Genomic DNA, 23,777 nt, shown 5'->3' with positions numbered 1-23,777 from the left:
GTAAATGAAGGATGATTTTGGGTTGCTAAATTAAACAAAAAAGGTTGTTGTCCATACAAATAAATTAGCATAGGACTAAGATTTCGGCATTTGAACTTTAATATTCCCTGCGTGCTCTTCCTTACCCAATGCAAGACCGAAATTATTGCTTAAAAATTTAGTTCAGCCTCACCCATACAGGGTGAAATAAATACCAATTAAAATTTTAACCTCGGAGAGTCACGAAGTTTAGCACGGAGCTTCACAAAGGTATAATTTGAAGTACCAGATAAAAATAACAACTAAAGATAAAAGTCCTTAACTAGCCGTCCGGAAAACATCATTTCCTACTGGTTAGCAGAATCCCCAAAAGAACCAGCGCACCCCCGATAAGCGTAGGGATGGTGAGCTTTTCGCCTAAAAAAGAAACGGCAATCAGCACTGCAAATACTGGTGTAAGATTACCAATAATGGCAGACTTGGTTACACCTATTAACCGAACGGCCTCATAATACCAGATAAAACCCAGAGCTGTAGCAGCTGCGCCCATATATACCACCGACACATAAGCCTGCCAGCTGGCAGTAACCATGCGCTCAAACAATTGATGCTGCATGGCGGGTATAAATAAAAGAACACAGCCTATTAAGGCCGAAAAAGCGCTGAGTGTTAGTGCAGGCATGGTTCTTAAAGCCAGTTTTCCGGTTAGGGTGTAGGCCGTCCACGACAACACCGCACCCATAATAAACCACTCGCCAATGCCCCAGGTACCTTGTTCTAGCAGATTACCGAAATCGCCCCTCACAATTACTACCATAGCACCGGCTATGGATATCAGAATGCCCGTCCATTTCAGAAACGTAACCTTCTCGCCAAAGAAAATGGCGCTGCCTAATGTAATAGTAATGGGTGCAAACGCAATAATGAGCGATGCCCGCACCGTAGGCATATACTGAATACCCATAAAAAAGCTCAGGTTGTAAAGTACCACCCCCAATAAGCCGGCTACTGCTGCCCATTTCCATTGGGTTGCGCTCAGCTTAGGAATTTTACCCTCTTGCTTATAAAGCATCAACATTAATAGAGTAGCCCCTACTGTAAAACGTAAAAAGGCTGTTGAATATGGCCCGAACGACTGTATGGCTATTTTTCCGGCTGCAAAGTTTGAACCCCAGAAAAAAACAGTTGCAACCAGTTTAAGATAGGTAAGACGCATGAAAATCTGTTAATAAAGAGAAATAAGGCCGCAGGCACTATATTATAAAATACACTTTCAACATTTAATTGGTTCGGTTTGGTAAAATTTTCTACACTCAGCTGTACGATGAGTATTTTGTATCACAATTACATGGCCAGACGGCGGTTATCTGGCCAAGGCATAACAATTGTAAGATTATAAGTATTAAATCTTACAACTATGGATACTACGAACAATGAGGCAATGGTAACTACAATGGAGCCGCTAAAGGAATATTCAGACAAAAGTACAGACATGACCACCATGGTTACTATTCTGGATAAGCTGGCCAAAAAGGGCTTCGATAAAGAGTTCAGATGGGCGGCCAAAGGTTTTCATATTTCAGACTCTGACAAGCATTATCAGCCTGAAGAACTGGAAATCATTAAGACGTATCGTTTTGAGGGAGAATCAAGCCCTTCGGAATCATCGATTATCTACATCATAGAATCGAAAGACGGCACCATTGGTTATACTATTGATGCCTATGGCGCTTACAGCAACCATGAAGATGAGGCAGGGTATGATGAATTTGTGAAGAATATCCCGGTGATTGAAAAGGACGAACGCCTGATTTTTGAGCCTTAATTTAGTCTTCTTATATATTTCAATATATCTCCAAGCAGGAGTAAGTCTTAGGGCTTACTCCTATCTTTGTTTATGGGGGGAAGGATGAATTTATCCCTCCTGTAACACAAGTTATTCTTTGAATAGCTAAAATTTACAAAATGTAACTGGAAAGTTTTGACTTTTAATTAACATAAGCCAATTAAAGTGCTTTTCTTATTTCAGTTTAATAAAGTATTTCACAAAGCCTTAAGAAATATTTTAGCAAAACCACCTGACTCAAATTGTAAGATTTATAGAGACAAACTAATAAAGATATAAGAATAAAGAAAAGTAAGATTTATTTAATAGCAGGCTCTTGTAAATAACTAAACCCTTTAAATAAAAACAAGTAGATTACGTATATAGCTTGTAAAAAAATTGTATCTTTATTGTTAAACATTCCTTTATTTAACCTAATTTAAAAATATGCACCCTAAAATTCAAGAGCTTTGTAATATTTTAGATGATTTATCCGATTCAATTATTAAATTAACCAATGATGATAGATTTGCATCTGAAATTAATGGATGGAATTACCCATCAGTTAATCGTCATGGCTTAGCATTTATACCCAAAAATCTATCAGAAAAATTAAAAAAATATCCAAATCTTTATGTAGACGAAGATTTTACTGAAGTAGTTGAAGAAATAAAAAAAATTATTAATCAATTTCGACAAAAAACATTAGCGCATCTTCCAAATGGCTCCACTGAAGCGATTAGTGCTTTTACTACAACAATGGGTGTTATAACTTCAATGCTTGAGCCATTGTGGAGTTGGGAAGTTTTAAACGATAATAATGCCTTACCAAGAGGGCTTGCAAGTCGTTTAAGAAGTATAGAATCTTCTTTAAATGAAGTATCTCCAAAAAAAGAAGATTTAATTCAGTGGATTAGATTAATTATTGAAGGAAAAGAAACAGCAATATCTCTTCCAACTGATTTAGAAATGCTAAAAGAATCACGAAATAAAGTGGAAAAATTTACTAATGATTCAGCAGGGAATGTAGCAAAAATTGAAGATTATTTAAATAAATCAGCTTCTACTTATCAAAAACTTATAGAAAATGAAGAAAACTCAAAGAAAATAGTTGATAAATGTAACGAAGCTTATAGAATTACAACAAGTGTCGGGCTAGCTGCGTCCTTTGATGAAAGAGCAAAGAGTACAAGTACTACACTTTGGGTATGGGTTGGAGGATTATTAATTGCTCTTGGAGCAGGTAGTTTTTTCGGTTCCCAAAGGATAGAACTACTCTCAAAAGTCATGGAGAAAGCTAATCCTCAATGGACAGTTGTTTGGATGCATATAATATTATCCGTCTTAAGTATTGGAGCACCCCTTTGGTTTGCATGGCTTTCTACAAAACAAATTAATCAGAGATTTAGATTATCAGAAGATTATGCATTTAAAGCTTCAGTAGCAAAAGCATATGAGGGCTATAGAAGAGAAGCTGCAAATCTCGACCCCATTTTTGAAGCAAGACTTTTTAGTTCGGCATTATCACGATTAGAAGAAGCCCCACTAAGATTAGTTGAAGGTGATACACATGGAAGCCCTTGGCATGAATTATTTTCCTCACCAGCATTTCAAAAGGCTATATATACATTTCCAGAGTTAAAAGATGAATTAGTTAAAATAGCTAAACAAGGAATTGATGTTTTTAGTAAAAAATCAAATATTCCTTCTTCTGTTGAAGAGGAGGCTGCATAATTTAGAATATCTTTAAACCCAAAAAATTGTATTAACCTCATATAATCTCATAAGATACCAACAAAAAAAGCAGGCTATTGAGCCTGCTTTCGTCTAAGTAGCATATTACTTTTTAATCTTGTGACCGCGAAGGGATTCAAACCCCTAACCTTCTCATCCGTAGTGAGACGCTCTATTCAGTTGAGCTACGCAGCCTTGTTCCCGATTTGGGACTGCAAAGATAGCAAGCGTAAATGTATTTGTCAAATACTTTTTTCACTTTTTTAATTCACTTACGCCATCCAAATCAATATTCTTGAAATAATCATATATTTTCAAAATAATCGCCAATGCAACCGTAATTTCCGCCGCTGCCACCACCATCACAAAGAGTGCAAACATTTGTCCCTGTAGCCGGTTAGGGTCATACTGGCTAAAGGCAATCAGATTCAGATTAACCGCATTGAGCATCAATTCAACCCCCATCAGCACCAGAATAGCATTGCGCTTGGTTACTGTTACTGCCAACCCTATAGAAAACAGAATGGCCCCAATTATGAGGTAATTTTGTATGTATATCATCTGTTTATTGTAAGTAATCGTGAATGGTGAATTGCGGATTAGTGAATAATTTTTCTCTACACTTTATCCTTTTTTGCCACGTAAGCTGCACCAACCAGTGTTGCCAGCAAAAGCAAGCCAATGAGCTCAAAAGCCAATACATAGTTAGTCATCAGTTCTACGCCTATTTTATTAACGGTGGTTCCCTGAATGGTCTGGCGGGTAATCAGATGAAAATTGGCGGTAAAAATTACTTTCAGAAAACCTAAAAACAATAAACCTGCTACCAATACCCCCCAGAACCTGTTATGGTGGCTCACCAGTATTGTATTCACTTTATCTGCCGCCTGTTTGTCTTTGGTTTTATTGGTAAGCATGATACCGAAAATCATCAGAATCAGAATACCGCCAACATAAATCATAATCTGGCTCACTGCCAGAAAGTCAGCCCCGGCAAAAACATATAGCCCTGCCATGCCCAATAAAGTAATCAAAAGGCTGAATGCCGCATAGAGTACGTTTCTGGTAAAAAGCAGATAAACTGCCCCGCCAATGGTAATGCTTGCAATAAAAAAGAAGGCAATTTGCTTTACCAGCTCTTCATCAATATGTTTAAGTAAATCTTCCAAACCTGGTTATATGTTATTCTTGACCGCCTTTCAGGGGGTAGCCTGAAATCCTGTTAAAATTATTATGCTGAAATTACTTATTCTTCCGGACTACTAAAGTCAAACAACGACTGCTGCTTGGGCGGTTTAGGGGCCGACCTGCCTTTAGGTTTCAGCGTTTCTTTCGGCACCTTCTCACCTGCCGGGCCATCTATATCAAATAAAGACTGGCTGGCGGCCGGTTTAGGTGCAGCCTTAGCTTTGGGCTTTGGCGTATCTTTAGGGGCAAAGTCACCAAACAATGAAATGGTGGGTTCTGCCTCTTTGTTTGCATCTGTTACAGGCTCTGGTAATGGTGCAGGCTCAGTTACTTGTTCTTTTGCCAGAGGGGGTTCTTTTTCAGCTGTTTTTGTTGAAGATTCAATAACAGAAACGGTATCAACAGGCAACAATGCTGCTTCTGGTGTTTCCTCTGTTACAGGTTTTTCAATTGTTTCCCGTTTTTCAGCCTCCTCAACAGGCCCGGTACTAATTGCTTCGGCCGTTTTTTCAGTATCAACTATTTCTGATTGTACTTCTACTTCGACAGAAGGCATGAATACGGCACCGGGTGATTCTATTTCTTTTGTTTCTTCAACATCTTTTATATCCGCCTCAACCATGGCTGGTTCTGCTGACTCATTCAAAACCGACGTAATTTCAGGAACGTTTTCATAAATAACCTCAGCAGTTAATCCTAACTCAATATCTTCTGCTTTAGCCTCAACTGAGGGTACTAATTCAGCCGCCGGTAATGCTGTTTCTGTTTTATCTTCTGCTGATGTTTCTGCTGGTTTTGCCACTGCTTTAAACTTAGGCACAAAGGCAGGTTTGGGCTTGGGTGCGGCTTCCTCTACCTCTGCCTTAACAGGTATTTCCAACTCATTATCTTCTGCTTTAGCCTCAATTGTTGGCACTATTTCAGCCGCCGGTATTGCTGTTTCTGTTTTATCTTCTGTTGATGTTTCTGCTGGTTTTGCTACCGCCCTAAACTTAGGCACAAAGGCAGATTTGGGCTTGGGTGCGGCTTCTTCTACCTCTGCCTTAACAGGTATTTCCAACTCATTATCTTCTGCTTTAGCCTCAACAGATGGCACTAATTCAGCCGCTGGTATTGGTGTTTCTGTTTTATCTTCTGCTGATGTTTCTGCTGGTTTTGTTACTGCCCTAAACTTAGGCAAAAAGGCTGGTTTGGGCTTGGGTGCGGCTTCCTCTACCGCTGCTTTAACAGGCATTTCCAACTCAATATCTTCTGCTTTAGCCTCAATTGATGGTACTATTTCGGCCGCTGGTATTGCTGTTCCTGTTTTATCTTCTGCTGATGTTTCTGCTGGTTTTGTCACTGCCTTAAACTTAGGCACAAAGGCAGGTTTAGGCTTGGGTGCTTCCTCCTGCGTAACTTCCTCAGACGCGATGCTTTCAGGTTCAGAAGTTTCAGGCTTTGAAACCGCCTTAAACTTAGGTGTAAAAGCAGGCTTGGATTTAGGCGCTGCTTCCTGTGCTGCTTCTTCCGGTGCAATACTCTGTGGGGCTTCTGTTTCCGGTTTAACAGCCGGTTTAAACACAGGCTTAAATGATGTCTTAGGCTTCGGCGTTTCTTCCTGCTTTCCGTCTTCCTGTATTATATTTTCAGCATCGGCAATTTTCGGTTTCATTACAGGCTTAAATGCCGGTTTGAAGGCCGGTTTCGGGTCATCTGCTTTTGTTTCTGGCTCCTTATCTGTATCTTCTTTTTCTGCGGCGGGTTTCACAACCGGCCTCATGGCAGGCTTAAAGGTTGTTTTAGGCTTTTTCTCGGGCATTTCAACTTCCGGAATACTCTCTTTGGGTATCGCCTTAAACGCCTCTTTAGCAGCCACGTAGTCGTTATATAATTTCTTCTTCTCTTCTGCCTGCGCGGGCGAAAGATTTGAAAAAGCAAAGTTCATATCGGCCACATCTACCACGCTGAAATTGTACTCGTTGGTCATGGTCAGGCATTCTGTAGGGCATACTGTTGTGCAAAGGCCACAGAAACAACATTTGGCCATATCGATATCAAATCTTCCGGCATATAAGCGTATCGGCGAACCGTCAGAGGCATAGTCAATAATGCCGGCTGATTTTATGGGTTCAATATCAATACAATCAATTGGGCAAACCTTGGCACACTTATCGCACACAATGCAATCATCTATCTCACAATCCAACTGGTATCTGCCGTTATCAGGTACTGCAATTGTTTCGTGCGGAAACTGAAGCGTTGCAATGCCCACATCCTGCTTAAAATAATCAGGGTCCTGTACAGATATAGGTTTTCTGCTCTGGCGTGCATTCAAGAAGTGACGCAGCGTCAGGCTCATGCCTTTCACGGTGGTCTGTATTCCTAATTTTATATCTTTAAAATATCCCATTTCTATATCCTTCCTATCGGCTAAATCCTTACGCAAATATAAACTCAAATTTGCCATTTAATCTTTAAAACCCTAATTTTGACAAAAAGATTTACACATAAGGGTTTACTGCCAGCAGAAGACCTTATTTTTTTGACATTTAAAGGATAAACACCTTTCAATCATGCGCAAATTATTTACACTCACACTTGAGCCGGAGGTGGCTCTTGATGATACCGCCCTACGGCATTTTGTTCTTCAACAGGCTTCTTTACCTGCAACTACCGAAGACGTACACATTCAGAAACTCCGCCAGTCTATTGATGCCCGCAACCGCCAGGTAAAAGTTAACCTGGATCTGGAATTATATATAGGAGAAAAACCTGCTCCGGTAATGGAGTTTCAGAAGAATTATGCAGATGTGAGCAACCACAGGCAGGCTATTGTGATAGGCGCCGGGCCCGCAGGTTTATTTGCTGCCTTGCGACTGATAGAACTGGGTATTAAACCAATTGTGCTGGAAAGAGGCAAAGACGTACAGGCACGCAGAAGAGACCTGTCGGCCATTAATAAGGAACACATAGTTAATCCGGATTCTAATTACTGTTTTGGAGAAGGTGGCGCTGGTACTTATTCTGACGGAAAGCTATACACCCGCTCTAAAAAGCGTGGAGATGTGAGGCGTATACTTGAAATACTGGTTGCGCATGGGTCTACCCCGCAGATTCTGGTAGATACACACCCGCACATTGGTACCAATAAGCTACCCAATGTAGTAGCCGATTTACGCAACAGTATTCTGGCTGCAGGTGGCGAGATTCATTTCAACACCAAAGTAACTGATTTAAAGATTGTTAACGACCAGATAAAAGGTGTAAGTGTAGCCGATGGCAGGGAGTATCAGGGTATTGCCGTGATATTGGCAACCGGCCACTCGGCAAGAGATATTTTTGAGCTGCTGTACCGTAAAAACATTCTGATAGAGGCCAAGCCCTATGCTATGGGGGTGCGCATTGAACACCCGCAGTCATTGATAGACCAGCACCAGTATCACCGCCCCGAACGGGGAATACTACCGGCTGCCGCTTATAGTCTGGTAGCGCAAACCTATTATAATAATGTACAGAGGGGGGTTTTTAGTTTTTGTATGTGTCCCGGTGGTTTTATTGTGCCGTCGGCAACAGACGAGGGCGAGCTTGTGGTTAACGGGATGTCGCCCAACCGCCGGGATTCAAAATATGCTAATTCAGGCATTGTTGTAGCCATCAATGAAGCCGATTGGCAGAAAAATAAAAACCTGGGGCCTTTGGCCGGACTTGAACTGCAAAAAGAAGTAGAACAACGGGCTTTTGATTTTGCGCTCAAAAGCAAATCATTTGCTTTAATGAATGAAGAAAACAAGTCTGACACCGAAAATCGCCATTGCCAGTTAGCACCTGCCCAGCGGCTTTCTGATTTTCTGAATGGCAAGATTTCAGCTTCTCTGAATGCTACGTCGTATCAACCCGGTTTAACTTCTTTAGATATGGTTGAAGTACTGCCCGATTTCATTGCCCGGCCGTTACAGGATGGATTCAGGCAATTCGGAAAGATGATAAAAGGTTACGTTACCAACGAGGCGCAACTGATTGGCATTGAGAGCAGGACTTCGTCGCCGGTGCGGATTCCGCGAGATAAAGAGTCACTGGAACATCTGCAAATTAAAGGACTTTTCCCTTGTGGTGAAGGGGCAGGTTTTGCAGGAGGCATTGTGTCTGCTGCAATGGACGGTGAAAGATGTGCCGAACAATTGGCCCGACTTTATGGTAATTAAGGTTAAATGATAGAGATTTTTGCTTATATTGCAGAAACTAAATATTAACCTAAAGTCTATTTACCCCCGTGACCTTCGCTGAATTCATTAGTAAACTCTCCGACAGATTAAACAATCAACCCTTGCCGGGTCATGATGAAATCGTAAGAAAGATGTCGCCCAACCGTATGCGTTTGAAAGGAGAACCTAATGATAGCACCCGGCGAAGCGGCGTTTTAATATTGTTTTACCCCAAAGGAGAAGACATACTGGTTCCGCTTATTTTGCGCCCGCAATATGACGGTGTGCATGGTGGACAAATGGCGTTTCCGGGTGGACGTGCCGAACTGAAAGACAAAAATATTCAGCATACGGCGTTAAGAGAAGCGCAGGAAGAAATTGGCATCAAGGCATCTGATGTAAAAGTTCTGGGTAATCTGACAGAACTATATATAGTACCTTCAAATCTGCTATGCCAGCCTGTACTTGGATACATTAATTATAAGCCCGATTTTTATCCGGATGCCCGCGAAGTAGCCGACATACTTGAAATACCACTTTCTGTGTTTATCAATCCTGAAACCGTGCAGACGCGACAGGTAGAAACCAGAGGCTACAAATTTGAAACGCCGGGTTTTGTGGTAGATGACCAAATTGTATGGGGTGCCACTGCCATGATGATAGCCGAATTGGTAGAAATTATTAATCTTCTGGAGTCATAAAAAAACGAGAGGCGTTAATCCTCCCGTCCTTCTTTTCTGGTGGTTTGGGCATCAGCCATTCTTACAATTTTTGGGGTAAACTTAGCCAATACGTCAACTAATTCAGTTTGCGAGGCAATCACGGCTTCAATATTTTTGTAAACCATAGGCGCTTCATCTAAATCTCCGCCAATCAGGTACACATTTTTTTCGGCCAGCACTTTCTTTAAGGCGCTGTTGGTAACAGAGCTCAAAGCTTTTTTTCTCGACATCAATCGCCCTGCCCCGTGCGAAGCCGAATTGAGAGCCTCTGCCTCACCTTTTCCTCTTACTACAAAGCCGGGGTCTGTCATAGAGCCGGGGATAATCCCCAAATCGTTGCGCCCTGCCGGAGTAGCCCCTTTTCGGTGGACTATCACTTCAGTACCATCGGCCAATACCTCTTTCCATGCAAAGTTATGGTGGTTCTCAACCATTTTTATAGGCTTCTCACCTATCATCTTTGCTATCTTCTTATGTATTTCATGATGGTTAGCCGAAGCGTAATCACCTGCCAGATTCATGGCTATCCAGTATTCCTGCCCCTCTTCAGTATTCATGTCCAGCCAGGCCAGATGGGCCGCTTCTTTTGGCAATTTGGTTTTTTGTCTGGCAATTTGTGAGTAATAGTTAGCAACTGCTCCACCAAAACCTCTAGAGCCTGAATGAGACAACAAAGCCAGATATTCACCTTTGAGTATTCCCAGCAAATCATCTTCGGCAAATACCTCAACAATTCCCCACTCCACAAAGTGATTACCCGTGCCAGATGTACCCAATTGTCGGTAGGCTTTATCTTTCAGGTCTCTGATTATTTTTGTGGCTTGCCATTCGGCTTTGTCCATTATGGTTTCATCAAATTTATGAGCAGTTTCTCCACCCATACCGAATTTTGTGTTTTCAACCAATGCTTTTTTTAGCAAGCCGGGTTGGCGTTTAAAAAAATCACCGGGTAAATCAAATACTGAAAGGCACATGCGGCAGGCAATATCTACACCTACTGCATAAGGTATAACCGTATTGGCAGTAGTAGCAAGTACGCCCCCGATAGGTAAGCCGTAACCCTGATGCGCATCGGGCATTAATGCGCCTGCTACTGCCACAGGCAGGCTCATGGCTGTTTCCATTTGTGCTATGGCTCCCTCTTCTATATGTTCTGCACCATATATTTTATAAGGTATTGAGGCAGTCGCTAATTGAAACATGCCTTCTTTTTGTTTCTCCTTTTTATCTATTGCAAAATGTGGAATCTCTTCAGGCATGTACGTTTTTCCTTCTTCTGAAAGTTCCACTTTATTGCCTTGTTTTTGCAACAGATAAAGCTCTTTTGCCAGATTAGTAACTTTGTTTTTTGAATTGGCAAATTTCTTCGGATTTGCCAGCATCTCTGCAAAAAGTCTTAACACTTTTTCTTTGGGGTATTCCGCTTTTTGAATGAGCCCATTGGCGATTCTCATGAAAACTCCATGCAGGTTTTCAGGGATGTTTCCCAATACTAATATTTCTTCTAATGAAATAGTTGTTTCCATTTTAATACTTTTTATTAAGGGGCATCATTTATGCCCCTGTGTTGTTTTCAATTTTTCACAAAAATCTGCTTCAATTGATCCAAGATTTGACCGTTACCAGAAACCGAAATGTTATTGATTTTGTCTGCAATTTTCTCCACATACTCCATCTCTTTCAATTTCCACAAGGTTTCGTTTTCTTCCATCAATTTGGCAGTGTTCAACAAGCTACGCATCGAAGCGGTTTCTTCCCTCCGCATAATAATGTTCGCCTGCGCTTTTTTCTCAGCCATCAATACCTGGTTCATGATGTCTTTCATGTCTCCTGGTAGGATAATGTCACGGATACCAAAGCTCCTGATTTCAATACCTAAATCAGCTACTTTTGTCGAAGCACTTTTCATGATAAACTCACCGATGCTATCTTTTTTATCCAACAACTCATCGAGGGTTAATCCTCCGATATACTCCCTCAAGGCTAATTGGAGTAAAATATAAACTTGCCTGTCGCAGTCCTTGTTTTCATACAAAGCCTTTACAATATCAGTGATACGGTATTGAACAACCCCATTTAACCGGATGTTGGCTTTGTCTTTAGTAAGAATTTCCTGTCCGGAAACCTCTAATTGTAAATTCCGCATATCAGCTTTGGCAACCTGAATACTGATGCTGTTTTTCCACCAGTAATAAGTACCTCCGTTAAGAATACCGGCAAATTTTCCACCCACAATCAAAACACCTTTTTCGTAAGTCTCAACTACATGAACTCTCACATAAGGCAATAATTTAGAACTGATTAACTGAATGCTGAGCGGCTCAGTAATCTCAATCTTGCTGATGTCTGCCATGATGTAGGTATAGTTTTTAATACCTTTCCAGAACGCATATTTACCCGCTCCGAGCACAGTTAAGAAACGATTGTCTTCAAACTGAACGGCCAACTCGTTATCTTTTACTTCAATTACCTCTAAAGCATCGGCTACTTCGGCGTGTTGCAATAATGCGTTCAATTCTATTGGGGCATTAAAAGCTGTTCCTTTATTGTAAAGATAGACTTCTTCTCTTCCCCAGAAGGTGTATACACCTTTTTCAAGCAATTGCATAAAAGCCTCGTCTTTCAAAACCAACCCGAATTGATTGGCATTTACTCTTATCCTTTTCATTTTTTTAAATAATTACATGGTTAAAAATCAGTCTTACGTTATTCCATTCTTTGAAACGGAAATCAGATTAAGATAAACTTTAATAACTGGTTTGTTGACCTTGGACCCTGAACAGGCGGTTGTTCCTTTCAACCGGTGCATCAATCCGGCTGGCGTATGATGGCCTTCAGACAACAAAGCAATTACTTCTGTGTATCGGTATCCTCCTCTTTTCTGGCTTTTCTGAACTGCGTTTTCCAGAGAAAACGCCAGAATAATTTCAGACTGATGGTTTTGTTAGTAGGATAAATTATCCATTGCGTTACCATTTCGCCACAGACCCTCACGAGCCAGGCAGGATTCGAACCTGCATTTGGTTCTGTTGCTCTGCCATTGAGCTATTCCTTGCGAGGAAGAAGGATTCGAACCTTCAACACACAGAATCGTACAATAGAAACTTAACTGACAGCATATTGGTATTGCAAACCAATACTATGGGGCTATACAGAAACCCTCATCAGGTTCAATTGCATTTCTATCGCGAAACATACGGGACTCGAACCCATAAATTACCCTGCCAGGGTAACGTGATAACCATTTCACCAATGTTCCACCAATCACAGCTAATTTGAAGAGGGCTAAAAAACAATAAGCCCGGCCTCGTTAGTAACAGAGGCCGGGCTTATGCTGTTGTTCAGTTCAGAACAAATCTATGTGCATAAACACTTAAACCTCAGTTTTTTTGCTGTATCAAAACTTCTATCACGCTTATCAAAAAAACCAGTACCTGCATTTTCATTCAGACATAGTAAATCCTTATCGAATCGTTTCGGATTCACCGGATTGATATGCTTCTGATATGAATTTCTGATTGCCATAATAAAATTTCTTTATTGGTTATTTTACATTAAAAAAGCCCGACTTTCCAAGAATGCCGGGCTTTGTATATTTCGGTGTATGAACTCTACCTCAATTTACTAATTACCCTGCATGTATCCATATCAAACGGAAGCACTCTTCTGCTACTACCCTTTGCGATATTTTGATTTACTTGATACATGCGTTTTTGTTTTTTTGCACTGCAAAGATAGCGGATTTTATTTTCTATTATCCAAATATTTTTTCAGTTTTTTTTAAAGTAAATCATAAAACACTAATATACAGCATTTTAAAATTTACAATTCTTAAAAAAACCTTAAAATGGAATTTATACCGTTAAGCAACTAATTGTTTTTGGTGCGTGTTTCAGAAGTAAATAATTTTTACTTCCGTTTCTGCTGCAAAGCCAGTCTTATTAGTTTTTGCATGGCAATTTTGAAAAATTAAAAATCAAACTATAAGTATATAAGCTCGTCAAAAATTGTACTTTTCCTATATATTGCACCTAAGAAAAGACCTGAATCAGGCATAAAAAATGGGGCTTTCTAGTGCCTTTTACAGCAACAGAAAGCCCCACGATTGATGGCAATTACTTAATTATTTCTCACGATACAGCACTTCGTCAATCAAGCCGTATTCTTTGGCCTCCTCGGCTTTCATCCAGTAGTCACGGTCTGAATCCAACTCAATTTGCTCTATTGTTTTACCGGCGTGGTTAGCCAGAATCTCATACAATTCTCTGCGAAGTTTAATGATTTCTTTCACCGTAATTTCCATGTCGCGCGACTGCCCCTGGGCGCCACCACTTGGTTGGTGAATCATCACACGGGCATGAGGCAAAGCAGAACGCTTACCTGCTGCACCGCCTGCCAGCAATACGGCACCCATAGAGGCCGCCAATGATGTACAGATAGTTGCCACATCAGGGCGTACATACTGCATGGTGTCATACATACCCAAGCCGGCATATACAGAGCCACCAGGGCTGTTAATATACATTAAAACATCTTTTTTGGCATCAACAGACTCCAGAAACAACAACTGAGCTACTACTACGTTTGCAACGTAGTCATCTACAGCAGTACCTAAGAAAATGATTCTGTCCATAATCAGACGCGAAAACACATCAATGGCTGCAAAACGCATCGGGCGCTCTTCAATGATGTTAGGCGTCATGTTGGTAACGTTATGTTTCATGTAGTCATCAAGCGCCAGACCACTCATACCCATGTGGTTAACAGCATACTTACGAAATTCTTCTCCAAAATGCATAGTACAATATTCTATTAAATTTCTGATTATATAATTCTTCAACACGAAACCATAGCACGAAGTTCGGTTTTAAGAACTTTCTATATTTTCGTTTTGTTCGATACAAAGATGTAATTTCTTTCAGTAAATTGTTGTCAGAAATACAGATATTTTATCAGAAATTCCGATTTTACGGCTGCCCGGGTTTTAAAACTGCCATGGCAACCCTAAGCAATATGGCATCGGAGCTGTTTTGAACACATTTCAATACAAAAAACGTTTATCTGTAAAAGACCGTTTTACCGCACTATTATCACTTTACGTTTTGTTTGCAATTTATAACTATGAATATCGGAGAAAAAATTCGTCAGGCACGCCAAAAAAAAGGTTTTTCGCAAGAAAACATGGCCGATATGCTGGGGATTTCTACCACAGCCTATGGCGATATTGAACGCAACAAAACTGAACTGACCATTGCCAGGGCAACTGAAATAGCTGGACTGTTGCAGGTAAATATTATAGAGCTGATGGGCATAGACCTGCAGCCTGTAGATTTCAGTATGGAGAAACTACAAATGGAAAATGAAAAGCTGAAATCGGAAGTAGAAAAATGGCAACTGGCCGCCCACTACTGGCGTGAAAAATTTGAACAGCAACGTTTGCTGGGCGATTTACTGCGCATTGGCACGCAACAACCACAGGAAGAACGGCAAAAGATTGGCTTCTGAAAAATTCATCACATTTTCGGGTAGTTTCGTAACATTATTATTTTCAGCGAATGATTGAGCCATAGTTTTGTTGAAAATTTATGAAAAAGCTATGCAATCATTTCGAAAGTTCAGACAATACGAGTTTTGGTTTATCCTTCTGGCATTTACCATTTACATTACCCGTAGACTATTTGAAATGGCCGGTGAGTTCGATAGAGATATCGAACTCGCCGAATCTTCAACATTTGGCGCTACGGTATTTTCCAATTATACGCATAACATCTGGAATGACCTTGCCGGGTATAACCATGAAATTAATACTATTTTCCCTACCATAGCCGGCGGTGTGCTGTCTTTTGCAGCCTGGGCGTGTTTTCATTACCTGGCCTACCCACGATTAAAGTCAAAAGAGCGCAAACAAGATGAAATAATTGCCTATTTGTTTCTTACGGTTCTATTTAGTGCCGCCAGTGTTTTTTTCTATGATTATTTTAAACTTTACTGGCGTTTCAGAATGGACGACTACGAACAAATTATCGGTTTCAAAGTTTATTCGCTTTTCCGCAAGGTAAATTTGGTAAGCAATACCATTGCCTTGTTAACCATGATTGGCATTTACGAAGCGGCTTCACAGTTTTATTACTTTCTTAAAAACAAACTAAACGAAGAGCCTGAGAAGAACTTTCAGTATTTAGATTTCCTGCTGGTAGCTTTCGCTGTACTAGCCATTACGGGCTTTGCATTTTGGGGGCAACTGCCGGTTAGTTTCTGGAAGAGCGATTTGAGAGAAGGTGTTTTTATACCACTTTTTCTGGCAACTGTTTACATAGCCCAGAATGTATTTATTGAAAGAATTATACCCAATATTTCCAATTTAGGCTCTAAAGGGTTTTCAGCCGGTATTATACTCTTCGTTATTGTATGTATCTTAGGCACATTGGCGCTTCTGGTTGTCAATCAGATTTTCTGGGTATCAAACGGCCATCAGGGATTTTACCTCAACACTCGCGATTTTCTGGTGCCGTTTTTTTTAATCGTTTTCATTTCGTCCATTGGCGCATTTCTCAGAAGTATATTTTTTAAGGAGAAGTTAAAATTAACCGAACTTTTTACCCGTAAAACAGCTGAGCTTTCTTCACTCAGGTCACAGATTAATCCACATTTTCTGTTCAATGCCTTAAATACACTTTACTCGGTTTCGCTGAAAGAAAATGCAGAAAAAACCGCTGACGGCATACAAAAACTGGGCGATATGATGCGCTTTATGCTGAATGAAAACAACCAGGACCGGATTCCGCTCTATAAAGAGATAGAGTATCTGCAAAACTATATAGAGATACAACAGATGCGCATTGCGGAGTCAGACAATATTGAGATAAAAGTGAATATTCAGCCCACAGACCGTGAAATATTTGTAGCCCCAATGCTGCTGAATCCATTCATTGAAAATGCCTTTAAACACGGCATCAGTTTCCGGAATCCTTCATGGATTTATATTACGCTCACTTATGACGACACCCGGTTATATTTCAAGGTTCATAACTCGCTTCACGCCAGGTCAGAGGCAGACCCTGAAAAGAATAACAACGGCATAGGTCTTGAAAACGTCAAGAAACGCCTGGAACTGATTTACAAAAACCGCCATACACTCGACATTCAGCAAAGCGAACAAGATTTCTTTGTGTCTCTTACTATTACCTATTGGTGATTTAACCTTACAACAATTATGAAAAAGCTAACATTAACAACTGTTATTTGTTTTACCCTGGCGTGTGCACAGGCGCAGAACATCATAACCACCAGAAAAGAACATTTTTGAGGTAGCCAATATGCCTAATACCTACTTGAAAATGGATAAACCAGATATTGCCCAAAAAAAAAGTACTCAGCCACAGAATGGCAACCTGGTTTGATAACCGGTTTAAAAATGTAGATTCTATAAAAACCGGTAGTAAACACTATTGTACTTACAATTGCGGCGGCACCTACGGCGACAATAAAATAATAAGCACCTCTGCAGAAATGCTTAATTATGAACTGGCTGGGTTACGACCTGCTTCATACAGCTAAACAACAACAATAGGCGCTAGAAACTTTTAAAATTAACACATTTCTTTTTCCAAAAAGCTTCAATGTAAATGACAGCTATGCCGAAGCGCTCAATGCTAATGGCAAACGTGAAGAGGCTATTACGATGTATCAGAAATCGATTGCCATGAATCAGAAAAACGAGGGGGGCAAAGAAATGTTGCAACAAATTTTAGTCAATAAAAAATAAAATGATGAAAAAGCAATTTAAAACACTTTCTATTATACTTTCAGTTATTTTTGTTGTTATGGTTATTGGAGCTTTTTCAGCCAATAAGTATTATGAGTCTCGCCTTGAACCTGAAATAAACATAGAAGAGGCCAAAGATGTAACTGAGTTAAAGCAGATACTCGACAAACACAAAGGCTCATTACTTTATGTCGACCATTCGTCGGTTAACTGTGGAGCCTGTTTTGTTGAATTGAAAAATTATGTTCCTCAACTGCAAGCACGTTACAAAAACAAACCTATTACGTTTGTCTATATCTGTTCTGAAAGCAACTATCCGTTAAAAACAGTGAGCAACAGTGTGCTATGGCGCCGGAAGTTAGCTGCTGCTAAAGCGAAAGGGCATCATTATCTGGTCAATAATGAATTCAGCATGAAGCTTTTCGACCAGACAGTGAGTAAGAACGAAATGCCTTATTATCCCTGGCAGTTTATTGTTGATGAAAACGGTAAAATCATTAACAGGCATGCCATTCGCCCTAGTAATCTGCCTCAATTGTATCAGCAATTAGACAGTTTGTTATTGACAAGACAGAAGAAAATGATTTAATTTCAGCAGTATTTTAACAAACCTACATGCTTACCGCCATAGCCATAGATGATGAACCCCATGCCCTGGAAGTAGTGCAGATGCACGCAGCTAAAGTACCCTTTCTGGAACTGAAAGCCACTTTTACAGATGCATTTGAGGCAATACCTTACTTGCAGCAAAACAAAATAGACTTATTATTTCTTGATATAAAAATGCCCGACATTTCGGGCATTGAGTTTATCAATATACTGCAAAAAGCGCCAATGGTGGTGTTTACAACGGCTTATTCTGAATACGCCGTAAAGGGCTTTGAATTAGATGCCATAGATTACCTGCTGAAGCCCTTCTCGCTGGCGAGATTCACCAAAGCCTGCAATAAGGCATTGGAGATTAGCCAGCCAACCCGCGAAACCACCATAGATTTTATATTTTTAAAAACAGGCTATGAAGAAGAAAAAGTCTTTTTTGATGACCTGCTTTACATAGAGGCCGAGGGCAATTATATGGCCTATGTGCTTAAAAGTAAAAAGTTGCTGAGCCGACAGAACATCAGCGAAGCGCTCCAGCTTTTACCAGCCGGGCAATTTATCAGAATCCACCGCTCTTATATCGTTAACATCAATAAAATACAGAAACTTACAAGGCAGTCGGTCTGGATTGCCGACAGAGAGATTTTCATTGGGGCGTCTTATGAAGACCGTTTACCAGAAATAAGAGAGAAGTTTAAAAAATAGAACAATGGGTTTGCAGCCATTTACAACTTTTTAAGGCAATTCTTCATGCCTTTTTCAATAGTGGCGTACTCTTCAAGTTTCTTGCCTACATAAATAAATGCAATGTAATATTGCCCGGGCAGCTGTACTTTATGAAGCCGGTAGGCTTCTTTCATGCGTCGGCGAATCAGATTTCTGTCAACCGCATGCTTAAATTGTCTCTTGGGTACCGAGAAAAGCACCTGAGTAGTTTCTTCTTCCGAATGCCGAAAAACAGCCCTTACCGGATACGCAAAAACACCATCGTTGGCAGAATCTTTTCTGTCAAAAAGGCCGCCAATTACCTTGGTGCTGCATAGTCTTTCGTTCTTTCTGAAAGTTTTCTTTACCATTCAGTAAAAATAATTACCCGTAAAGCTAATAAAAAAGCCACCCAGAGGTGGCTAAATATCTTGATTACGTCGGGTTTACAAATTGTAAAATCGAACTATCAAACTGCTGCAAACGAGATTATTTGTGTTTTTTCTCGTCAGAAACAGTCAATTTCCATCTGCCACGTGCACGACGTGCAGCCAATACGCGTCTGCCATTTGCAGATTCCATACGCTCACGGAATCCGTGTTTGTTACGACGCTTTCTGTTTGATGGTTGGAATGTACGTTTCATTATATTTATTTATTTTTGTTCTTTTAATTCGCAATAACCCGCACCTTTCATAAGGGACTGCAAAAGTACGCAATAATTTTAATAAAGCCAACAGCACAACAAAAAATTGTTTCATGCATTACAAAATTTATTCTAAAAACCGCCACTCACATTTTATTGATATAGAATGCTTTATCACTGATATTCAGGCCGATACACTTGAGCTACAGTTGCCTGCATGGCGCCCGGGCCGATACGAACTACAGAATTTTGCTAAAAATATTCAGCAATTTGAGGTTACCGACACAAAAGGTGAAACACTTGCCTGCAAAAAAATAACCAAAGACCGCTGGCTGGTAGAAACAGAGGGCATCAGCAGCGTTATTGTGCGCTATAACTATTTTGCGCATATTATTAATGCGGGTAGCAGCTACGTAGACGAACACATATTGTATGTGAATCCGGTAAATTTATGCCTGTATGCGGAGGGTAGAATAAATAACCCCTGCACCATTGAGCTGGAACTAGGCGAAAGCCAGAAAATTGCCGGCATCAATACGATTACCCATCACCCGGGTTCATCAGTACACCTCTTACATTTTGACGATTTTTATCACCTGGCCGATAGTCCTTTTATTGTAAGCGCAAGCCTTAAACATGATTTCTACGAGATTAACGGTGTGAAATTCAATCTATGGTTTGAAGGCAACATCAACCCGGATTTTGAACGTATCAAAACCGATTTCAGCAAATTTACACAGGCACAAATAGCTATTTTTGGAGAGTTTCCTCAGCCTGAATATCATTTTCTGACCTGGGTTTTGCCGGTACCTTATTATCACGGGGTTGAACACCGGAGTTCAACCATGCAGGTGCTTGGGCCTGATAATCAGAACTTTGAAGAACTGTATATTGATTTACTGGGGCTGGCCTCGCATGAATTGTTTCATACCTGGAATATCTGCCGGATTCGACCGGTTGAGCTTCTGCCTTATGATTACACCCAGGAAAACTATTTCCCGACTTGCTTTGTGGCCGAGGGCGTTACCACCTATTATGGAGATTTGATACTAAGCCGCGCAGGAGTTTTTAATGAAGCGCAATACCTGAAAGAACTGGAAGTTTGCTTTAAAAGACATTTCGACAACGCCGATAATGCAGCACAATCTCTGGTTGAATCATCGTGGGACCTGTGGCTGGACGGCTACACACCAAGCATCCCCGGCCGTAAGGTATCCGTCTATCATAAAGGAGCCATTGCTGCCCAGATACTAGACCTGCACATCAGAAAAGTTTCAAGCCACACCCGCTCGCTCGACGATGTGATGAAACGAATGTGGGAGCAATTCGGCAAACCCTTCAAAGGCTATTCGTATCAGGATTATCAAGCCATTTGCGAAGAAGTAGCCAATGAAAAACTAGACTGGTATTTTGATGTCTGTATCAACGGCAAAGAGTCATTATCTGACTTACTGAACCGGTACCTGCAATTAATAAATCTGGAGATGGTCAGAAACGAAGAAGGTATGCTTTGCCTAATTAAAACAACAACCTAAGGCATTTGTGTAAAATAAGGCAAGGCTTTAAGTATATTGCAAAAAATAAACATCTATGAAACTCTATCAATCTACTCTTGCACGCGTGGCATTTATCTGTATGGCTTTTGTGTATAGCGGCTCGCTGGCACAAAAAAAAGAGGCAGACCTCATAGTGCATAACGCAATTGTGTACACGGTTAATAGCCAGTTTGTTGTGGCTGAAGCCTTTGCCGTCAAAAACGGCAAGTTTGTTGGTATTGGCAGCTCTAAAGACATACTGGCGGGATACACAGCCAGACAAACCGTTGATGCCGGCAAGAAGCCGGTTTACCCGGGTTTTTATGACCCCCACAGTCATTTCCTGGGTTTGGGGCAGATGCTGGGACAATGTGACCTGGTAGAGACCACGTCTTACGAAGAAATAATTGAGCGACTGAAAAAGTTTGCCGCCGAGCATCCCGAAAACCAATGGATTATTGGCCGGGGCTGGGACCAGAACGACTGGGATGTAAAGGTTTTCCCGACTAAAGATTTGCTCGATAAGGCATTTCCGGACAAGCCCGTTCTGCTTACGCGCATTGACGGGCATGCAGCGCTTATTAATTCTAAAGCCATTCAACTGGCAAAAATTTCGCCCGCCAGTAAAGTAAGTGGTGGTGATGTAGAAGTAATGGATGGCCAACTGACAGGTATACTGGTAGACAACGCCATGGGATTAGCCAGAAGGGTGATTCCGTCAGCCACCGAAAAAGAAAAGCAAACCATGCTACTGGCTGCACAAAAAGAATGTGTAAAATATGGGCTTACCACGGTTTCGGATGCAGGGTTGAATCAGGATGATATTGAACTGATTGATAAAATGCAGAGACAGGGATCTTTGCAAATACGTAACTATGTAATGGTTTCATTGGGTATCCGCAATCTGGAATACTTCATCAAAAAAGGGATTTACAAAACCGACCGCCTGAATGTGCGCTCGTTTAAATTGTATGCTGATGGAGCATTGGGTTCAAGAGGCGCCTGCCTGCTGAAACCTTATAGCGACGAGCCCTCAAAAACCGGATTTTTACTACTTAGCCCTGCCGAACTGGAACGCAGCCTTACAGCCATTTATAATTCAGGCTACCAGGCCAATACACACTGCATCGGCGACTCGGCCAACAGACTGATTCTGAATATTTATGGCAAGTTACTGAAAGGCAAAAACGACCGCCGCTGGCGTATAGAACACGCACAGGTGGTTTCAACTGAAGATGTACCCAAATTTGGGCGATATTCGGTCATACCGTCAATTCAGGCTACTCACGCAACTTCAGATATGTACTGGGCAGGTGACCGATTAGGCAAAGAGCGGGCAAAGACCGCCTACGCTTTTCAGGACCTGTTGAAACAAAACAGTCTTATTGCCAATGGTAGCGATTTCCCGGTAGAATACGTCAACCCCTTGTTTGGGTTTCATTCAGCCGTTGCCCGCCAGGACGATAAAAACTACCCCAACGGTGGCTTTCAGATGGAAAATGCCTTAACCCGCGAACAAGCACTGAAAGCCATGACCATCTGGAGCGCCTTTGCCAATTTTGAAGAGAAAGAACGGGGCAGTATTGAATCCGGCAAAATGGCTGACTTTGTGATTCTTGAAGCAGATATTATGAAAGCGCCCAAAGAAAAACTTCGTAGTATTAAAGTTATTAATACCTTTATAGGCGGCCAAAAAGTCTATTAAATATTGATTAAAAAGGCCTTGCTAAGAAACATTCTTCAATTTTAAACGCTTAATAACTTTACAAATTCATTTAAAACTATGGTAAAAGTATTGTTCGTTTGTTTGGGAAATATCTGCCGTTCACCCATGGCAGAAGGTGTATTTAAAGACTTAATACAAAAACACGGGTTGGAAGATAAAATAGACTGCGATTCGGCCGGAACTATGGGCTGGCATGCAGGCCAGGCGCCTGACCACCGGGCTATTAAAAGTGCGCTCAACCACGGCATTGCGCTTATCCACAAAGGCCGAGAGATTACAACTGCCGATCTGGATGATTTCGACCACATTGTAGTAATGGATGAAAAAAACTTTAAAGACGTGCACGCCCTCTACTACAAGGTAAAGCAAACACCACCCCCTGCTGAAAAACTCTTTTTAATGCGCGACTACGACCCAAACGTAAAGGGTGTTTTTGAGGTACCAGACCCCTACTATGGTTCTGAAAAAGACTTTGAAGAGGTTTTTCAGATTGTAGAAAGAAGCGGTAAAGAATTGCTCGGGCATCTGATTGAAAAATATAAGCTTGTAAAAGAAAAGGAACTGTAAGATTTGCTGATACAATGAATATCGAAAAAGAGTTGACCCTTCAGTTTTCAAAAGCCAGGGTTAAGCATATTGCCGATATAATTGGTGCCGATGAAGAAAGATTTGCCGTATTAATGCGCATCTTTCTTCAGGGCACCTACGTGCTTACACAAAAAGCTGCCTGGGTACTCAGCGAATGTGCCGTCAGACATCCTTTTCTCATTATTCCTTATTTCAGAAAGTTTATTGATAAACTTCATGAGGCCGATGCTTCTGACGCCGTTAAAAGAAACGTTATACGGGTTTGGCAGTATACAGATATACCGGAAGAATATACAGGTGAAGTGTATGACATCTGCTTCGGCTACCTGAATAGTAATGAAGCCATAGCGATAAGAGCCTTTTCTGTTACCGTTTGCTATAATATAGCCCGTAAACTGCCTGAACTAAAACCTGAGCTACGATTAACCCTTGAAGACCTGTTGCTGAAAAACCAGGATGGCTCGCCGGCAATTAAAAGCAGAGGAAAGAAGATTTTAGCAGAGTTGAAGAAAAAATGAGTAAATTTGCCTTGCAAACATAGCTAAGAAATTCATGAAACTTTCATGCCATTAACCCTACCC

General features: G+C 40.9%; 22 protein-coding genes and 2 tRNA genes. 13 read left to right on the top strand and 11 right to left on the bottom strand.

Features of this window, described 5'->3' with window-relative positions; genetic code table 11:
- Nucleotides 1–319: 319 nt before the first annotated feature.
- Entirely contained in the window at nucleotides 320–1,195 is an 876-nt protein-coding gene (locus MB380_RS07355; protein ID WP_253534170.1) for a DMT family transporter, read from the bottom strand.
- A 201-nt stretch (nucleotides 1,196–1,396) separates the two neighbouring features.
- Between MB380_RS07355 and MB380_RS07350 the strand changes: the two genes are divergently transcribed.
- Together MB380_RS07350 and MB380_RS07345 are read left to right on the top strand one after the other, a co-directional pair.
- A complete protein-coding gene (locus tag MB380_RS07350; protein ID WP_253534168.1) occupies nucleotides 1,397–1,804 on the top strand; it encodes a hypothetical protein in 408 nt (135 codons plus the stop codon).
- 447 nt (nucleotides 1,805–2,251) lie between these two features.
- Nucleotides 2,252–3,538 (top strand): hypothetical protein, encoded by a 1,287-nt coding sequence (locus MB380_RS07345; RefSeq protein WP_253534167.1) that lies wholly within the window; start codon nucleotides 2,252–2,254, stop codon nucleotides 3,536–3,538.
- Nucleotides 3,539–3,659: 121 nt separating this feature from the next.
- On the opposite strand, the gene MB380_RS07340 is transcribed toward MB380_RS07345, so the two are convergent.
- The 4 genes from MB380_RS07340 to MB380_RS07325 form a co-directional block, all read right to left on the bottom strand.
- Nucleotides 3,660–3,733 (bottom strand) — tRNA-Arg (locus tag MB380_RS07340).
- Between the two features lie 60 nt (nucleotides 3,734–3,793).
- On the bottom strand, nucleotides 3,794–4,099 hold the full coding sequence (nuoK, locus tag MB380_RS07335) for an NADH-quinone oxidoreductase subunit NuoK (RefSeq protein WP_253534165.1): 306 nt from the start codon (nucleotides 4,097–4,099) through the stop codon (nucleotides 3,794–3,796).
- 56 nt (nucleotides 4,100–4,155) lie between these two features.
- Nucleotides 4,156–4,707 (bottom strand): NADH-quinone oxidoreductase subunit J, encoded by a 552-nt coding sequence (locus tag MB380_RS07330; protein ID WP_253534163.1) that lies wholly within the window; start codon nucleotides 4,705–4,707, stop codon nucleotides 4,156–4,158.
- Between the two features lie 77 nt (nucleotides 4,708–4,784).
- Nucleotides 4,785–7,154, bottom strand: coding sequence for a 4Fe-4S dicluster domain-containing protein (locus tag MB380_RS07325; protein WP_253534161.1), 2,370 nt, complete (start codon nucleotides 7,152–7,154; stop codon nucleotides 4,785–4,787).
- Nucleotides 7,155–7,281: 127 nt separating this feature from the next.
- Here MB380_RS07325 and MB380_RS07320 point away from each other — a divergent pair, with 127 nt between their 5' ends.
- Nucleotides 7,282–8,910, top strand: coding sequence for an NAD(P)/FAD-dependent oxidoreductase (locus tag MB380_RS07320; protein WP_253534159.1), 1,629 nt, complete (start codon nucleotides 7,282–7,284; stop codon nucleotides 8,908–8,910).
- A gap of 68 nt (nucleotides 8,911–8,978) precedes the next feature.
- Nucleotides 8,979–9,611 carry a CoA pyrophosphatase gene (locus tag MB380_RS07315; protein WP_101725173.1) on the top strand — a complete coding sequence of 211 codons (633 nt, stop codon included), beginning with the start codon at nucleotides 8,979–8,981 and terminating at the stop codon, nucleotides 9,609–9,611.
- A gap of 14 nt (nucleotides 9,612–9,625) precedes the next feature.
- Here the strand turns inward: MB380_RS07315 and MB380_RS07310 are convergent, their stop codons facing one another.
- The 4 genes from MB380_RS07310 to MB380_RS07295 form a co-directional block, all read right to left on the bottom strand.
- Complete coding sequence (locus MB380_RS07310; RefSeq protein ID WP_253534158.1) at nucleotides 9,626–11,158, bottom strand: RtcB family protein; 1,533 nt, start codon at nucleotides 11,156–11,158, stop codon at nucleotides 9,626–9,628.
- A 47-nt stretch (nucleotides 11,159–11,205) separates the two neighbouring features.
- Nucleotides 11,206–12,300: a slipin family protein gene (locus MB380_RS07305; RefSeq protein WP_253534156.1), complete on the bottom strand. Its 1,095-nt coding sequence runs from the start codon at nucleotides 12,298–12,300 to the stop codon at nucleotides 11,206–11,208.
- Nucleotides 12,301–12,820: 520 nt separating this feature from the next.
- Nucleotides 12,821–12,891 (bottom strand) — tRNA-Ala (locus MB380_RS07300).
- 864 nt (nucleotides 12,892–13,755) lie between these two features.
- On the bottom strand, nucleotides 13,756–14,430 hold the full coding sequence (locus tag MB380_RS07295) for an ATP-dependent Clp protease proteolytic subunit (RefSeq protein ID WP_253534154.1): 675 nt from the start codon (nucleotides 14,428–14,430) through the stop codon (nucleotides 13,756–13,758).
- Between the two features lie 323 nt (nucleotides 14,431–14,753).
- Here MB380_RS07295 and MB380_RS07290 point away from each other — a divergent pair, with 323 nt between their 5' ends.
- From MB380_RS07290 to MB380_RS07270, 5 genes are all read left to right on the top strand, one after another.
- A complete protein-coding gene (locus tag MB380_RS07290; RefSeq protein WP_253534152.1) occupies nucleotides 14,754–15,137 on the top strand; it encodes a helix-turn-helix domain-containing protein in 384 nt (127 codons plus the stop codon).
- 91 nt (nucleotides 15,138–15,228) lie between these two features.
- On the top strand, nucleotides 15,229–16,827 hold the full coding sequence (locus tag MB380_RS07285) for a sensor histidine kinase (protein ID WP_253534150.1): 1,599 nt from the start codon (nucleotides 15,229–15,231) through the stop codon (nucleotides 16,825–16,827).
- A gap of 188 nt (nucleotides 16,828–17,015) precedes the next feature.
- Nucleotides 17,016–17,189 (top strand): hypothetical protein, encoded by a 174-nt coding sequence (locus MB380_RS07280; protein WP_253534148.1) that lies wholly within the window; start codon nucleotides 17,016–17,018, stop codon nucleotides 17,187–17,189.
- Between the two features lie 209 nt (nucleotides 17,190–17,398).
- Nucleotides 17,399–17,986: a hypothetical protein gene (locus tag MB380_RS07275; RefSeq protein WP_253534147.1), complete on the top strand. Its 588-nt coding sequence runs from the start codon at nucleotides 17,399–17,401 to the stop codon at nucleotides 17,984–17,986.
- Nucleotides 17,987–18,012: 26 nt separating this feature from the next.
- Entirely contained in the window at nucleotides 18,013–18,702 is a 690-nt protein-coding gene (locus tag MB380_RS07270) for a LytTR family DNA-binding domain-containing protein (RefSeq protein ID WP_253534146.1), read from the top strand.
- A gap of 20 nt (nucleotides 18,703–18,722) precedes the next feature.
- Here the strand turns inward: MB380_RS07270 and rnpA are convergent, their stop codons facing one another.
- Nucleotides 18,723–19,073, bottom strand: a complete 351-nt coding sequence (gene rnpA / locus MB380_RS07265) for a ribonuclease P protein component (protein ID WP_253534145.1) — start codon at nucleotides 19,071–19,073, stop codon at nucleotides 18,723–18,725.
- Nucleotides 19,074–19,191: 118 nt separating this feature from the next.
- The gene (gene rpmH / locus MB380_RS07260; protein WP_101725182.1) at nucleotides 19,192–19,347 is read right to left on the bottom strand and encodes a 50S ribosomal protein L34; all 156 of its coding nucleotides are present in this window, start codon (nucleotides 19,345–19,347) and stop codon (nucleotides 19,192–19,194) included.
- Between the two features lie 113 nt (nucleotides 19,348–19,460).
- Here rpmH and MB380_RS07255 point away from each other — a divergent pair, with 113 nt between their 5' ends.
- The 4 genes from MB380_RS07255 to MB380_RS07240 all read left to right on the top strand — a co-directional run bounded on the left by MB380_RS07255 (nucleotide 19,461) and on the right by MB380_RS07240 (nucleotide 23,714).
- Entirely contained in the window at nucleotides 19,461–20,882 is a 1,422-nt protein-coding gene (locus tag MB380_RS07255) for a M61 family metallopeptidase (protein ID WP_253534144.1), read from the top strand.
- Nucleotides 20,883–20,937: 55 nt separating this feature from the next.
- Nucleotides 20,938–22,587: an amidohydrolase gene (locus tag MB380_RS07250; protein ID WP_409014683.1), complete on the top strand. Its 1,650-nt coding sequence runs from the start codon at nucleotides 20,938–20,940 to the stop codon at nucleotides 22,585–22,587.
- Between the two features lie 78 nt (nucleotides 22,588–22,665).
- Nucleotides 22,666–23,175 (top strand): low molecular weight protein-tyrosine-phosphatase, encoded by a 510-nt coding sequence (locus tag MB380_RS07245; protein WP_253534143.1) that lies wholly within the window; start codon nucleotides 22,666–22,668, stop codon nucleotides 23,173–23,175.
- Nucleotides 23,176–23,189: 14 nt separating this feature from the next.
- Nucleotides 23,190–23,714: a hypothetical protein gene (locus MB380_RS07240; protein ID WP_253534142.1), complete on the top strand. Its 525-nt coding sequence runs from the start codon at nucleotides 23,190–23,192 to the stop codon at nucleotides 23,712–23,714.
- The last annotated feature ends 63 nt before the right edge of the window (nucleotides 23,715–23,777 follow it).

The sequence above is a fragment of the Emticicia sp. 21SJ11W-3 genome (assembly GCF_024138715.1).
In the GTDB taxonomy this organism is placed as follows: domain Bacteria; phylum Bacteroidota; class Bacteroidia; order Cytophagales; family Spirosomataceae; genus Emticicia; species Emticicia fluvialis.
This window is presented reverse-complemented; position numbering and strand designations above follow the sequence as displayed.

Coding starts and splice junctions, on each gene's coding strand:
- MB380_RS07290 (WP_253534152.1), top strand. CDS start 14,754: ATGAATATCGGAGAAAAAATTCGTCAGGCACGCCAAAAAAAAGGTTTT.
- MB380_RS07355 (WP_253534170.1), bottom strand. CDS start 1,195: ATGCGTCTTACCTATCTTAAACTGGTTGCAACTGTTTTTTTCTGGGGT.
- MB380_RS07285 (WP_253534150.1), top strand. CDS start 15,229: ATGCAATCATTTCGAAAGTTCAGACAATACGAGTTTTGGTTTATCCTT.
- MB380_RS07305 (WP_253534156.1), bottom strand. CDS start 12,300: ATGAAAAGGATAAGAGTAAATGCCAATCAATTCGGGTTGGTTTTGAAA.
- MB380_RS07240 (WP_253534142.1), top strand. CDS start 23,190: ATGAATATCGAAAAAGAGTTGACCCTTCAGTTTTCAAAAGCCAGGGTT.
- MB380_RS07350 (WP_253534168.1), top strand. CDS start 1,397: ATGGATACTACGAACAATGAGGCAATGGTAACTACAATGGAGCCGCTA.
- rpmH (WP_101725182.1), bottom strand. CDS start 19,347: ATGAAACGTACATTCCAACCATCAAACAGAAAGCGTCGTAACAAACAC.
- MB380_RS07295 (WP_253534154.1), bottom strand. CDS start 14,430: ATGCATTTTGGAGAAGAATTTCGTAAGTATGCTGTTAACCACATGGGT.
- MB380_RS07320 (WP_253534159.1), top strand. CDS start 7,282: ATGCGCAAATTATTTACACTCACACTTGAGCCGGAGGTGGCTCTTGAT.
- MB380_RS07245 (WP_253534143.1), top strand. CDS start 22,666: ATGGTAAAAGTATTGTTCGTTTGTTTGGGAAATATCTGCCGTTCACCC.
- MB380_RS07255 (WP_253534144.1), top strand. CDS start 19,461: ATGCATTACAAAATTTATTCTAAAAACCGCCACTCACATTTTATTGAT.
- MB380_RS07345 (WP_253534167.1), top strand. CDS start 2,252: ATGCACCCTAAAATTCAAGAGCTTTGTAATATTTTAGATGATTTATCC.
- MB380_RS07275 (WP_253534147.1), top strand. CDS start 17,399: ATGATGAAAAAGCAATTTAAAACACTTTCTATTATACTTTCAGTTATT.
- MB380_RS07250 (WP_409014683.1), top strand. CDS start 20,938: ATGAAACTCTATCAATCTACTCTTGCACGCGTGGCATTTATCTGTATG.
- MB380_RS07280 (WP_253534148.1), top strand. CDS start 17,016: ATGGCAACCTGGTTTGATAACCGGTTTAAAAATGTAGATTCTATAAAA.
- rnpA (WP_253534145.1), bottom strand. CDS start 19,073: ATGGTAAAGAAAACTTTCAGAAAGAACGAAAGACTATGCAGCACCAAG.
- nuoK (WP_253534165.1), bottom strand. CDS start 4,099: ATGATATACATACAAAATTACCTCATAATTGGGGCCATTCTGTTTTCT.
- MB380_RS07270 (WP_253534146.1), top strand. CDS start 18,013: ATGCTTACCGCCATAGCCATAGATGATGAACCCCATGCCCTGGAAGTA.
- MB380_RS07310 (WP_253534158.1), bottom strand. CDS start 11,158: ATGGAAACAACTATTTCATTAGAAGAAATATTAGTATTGGGAAACATC.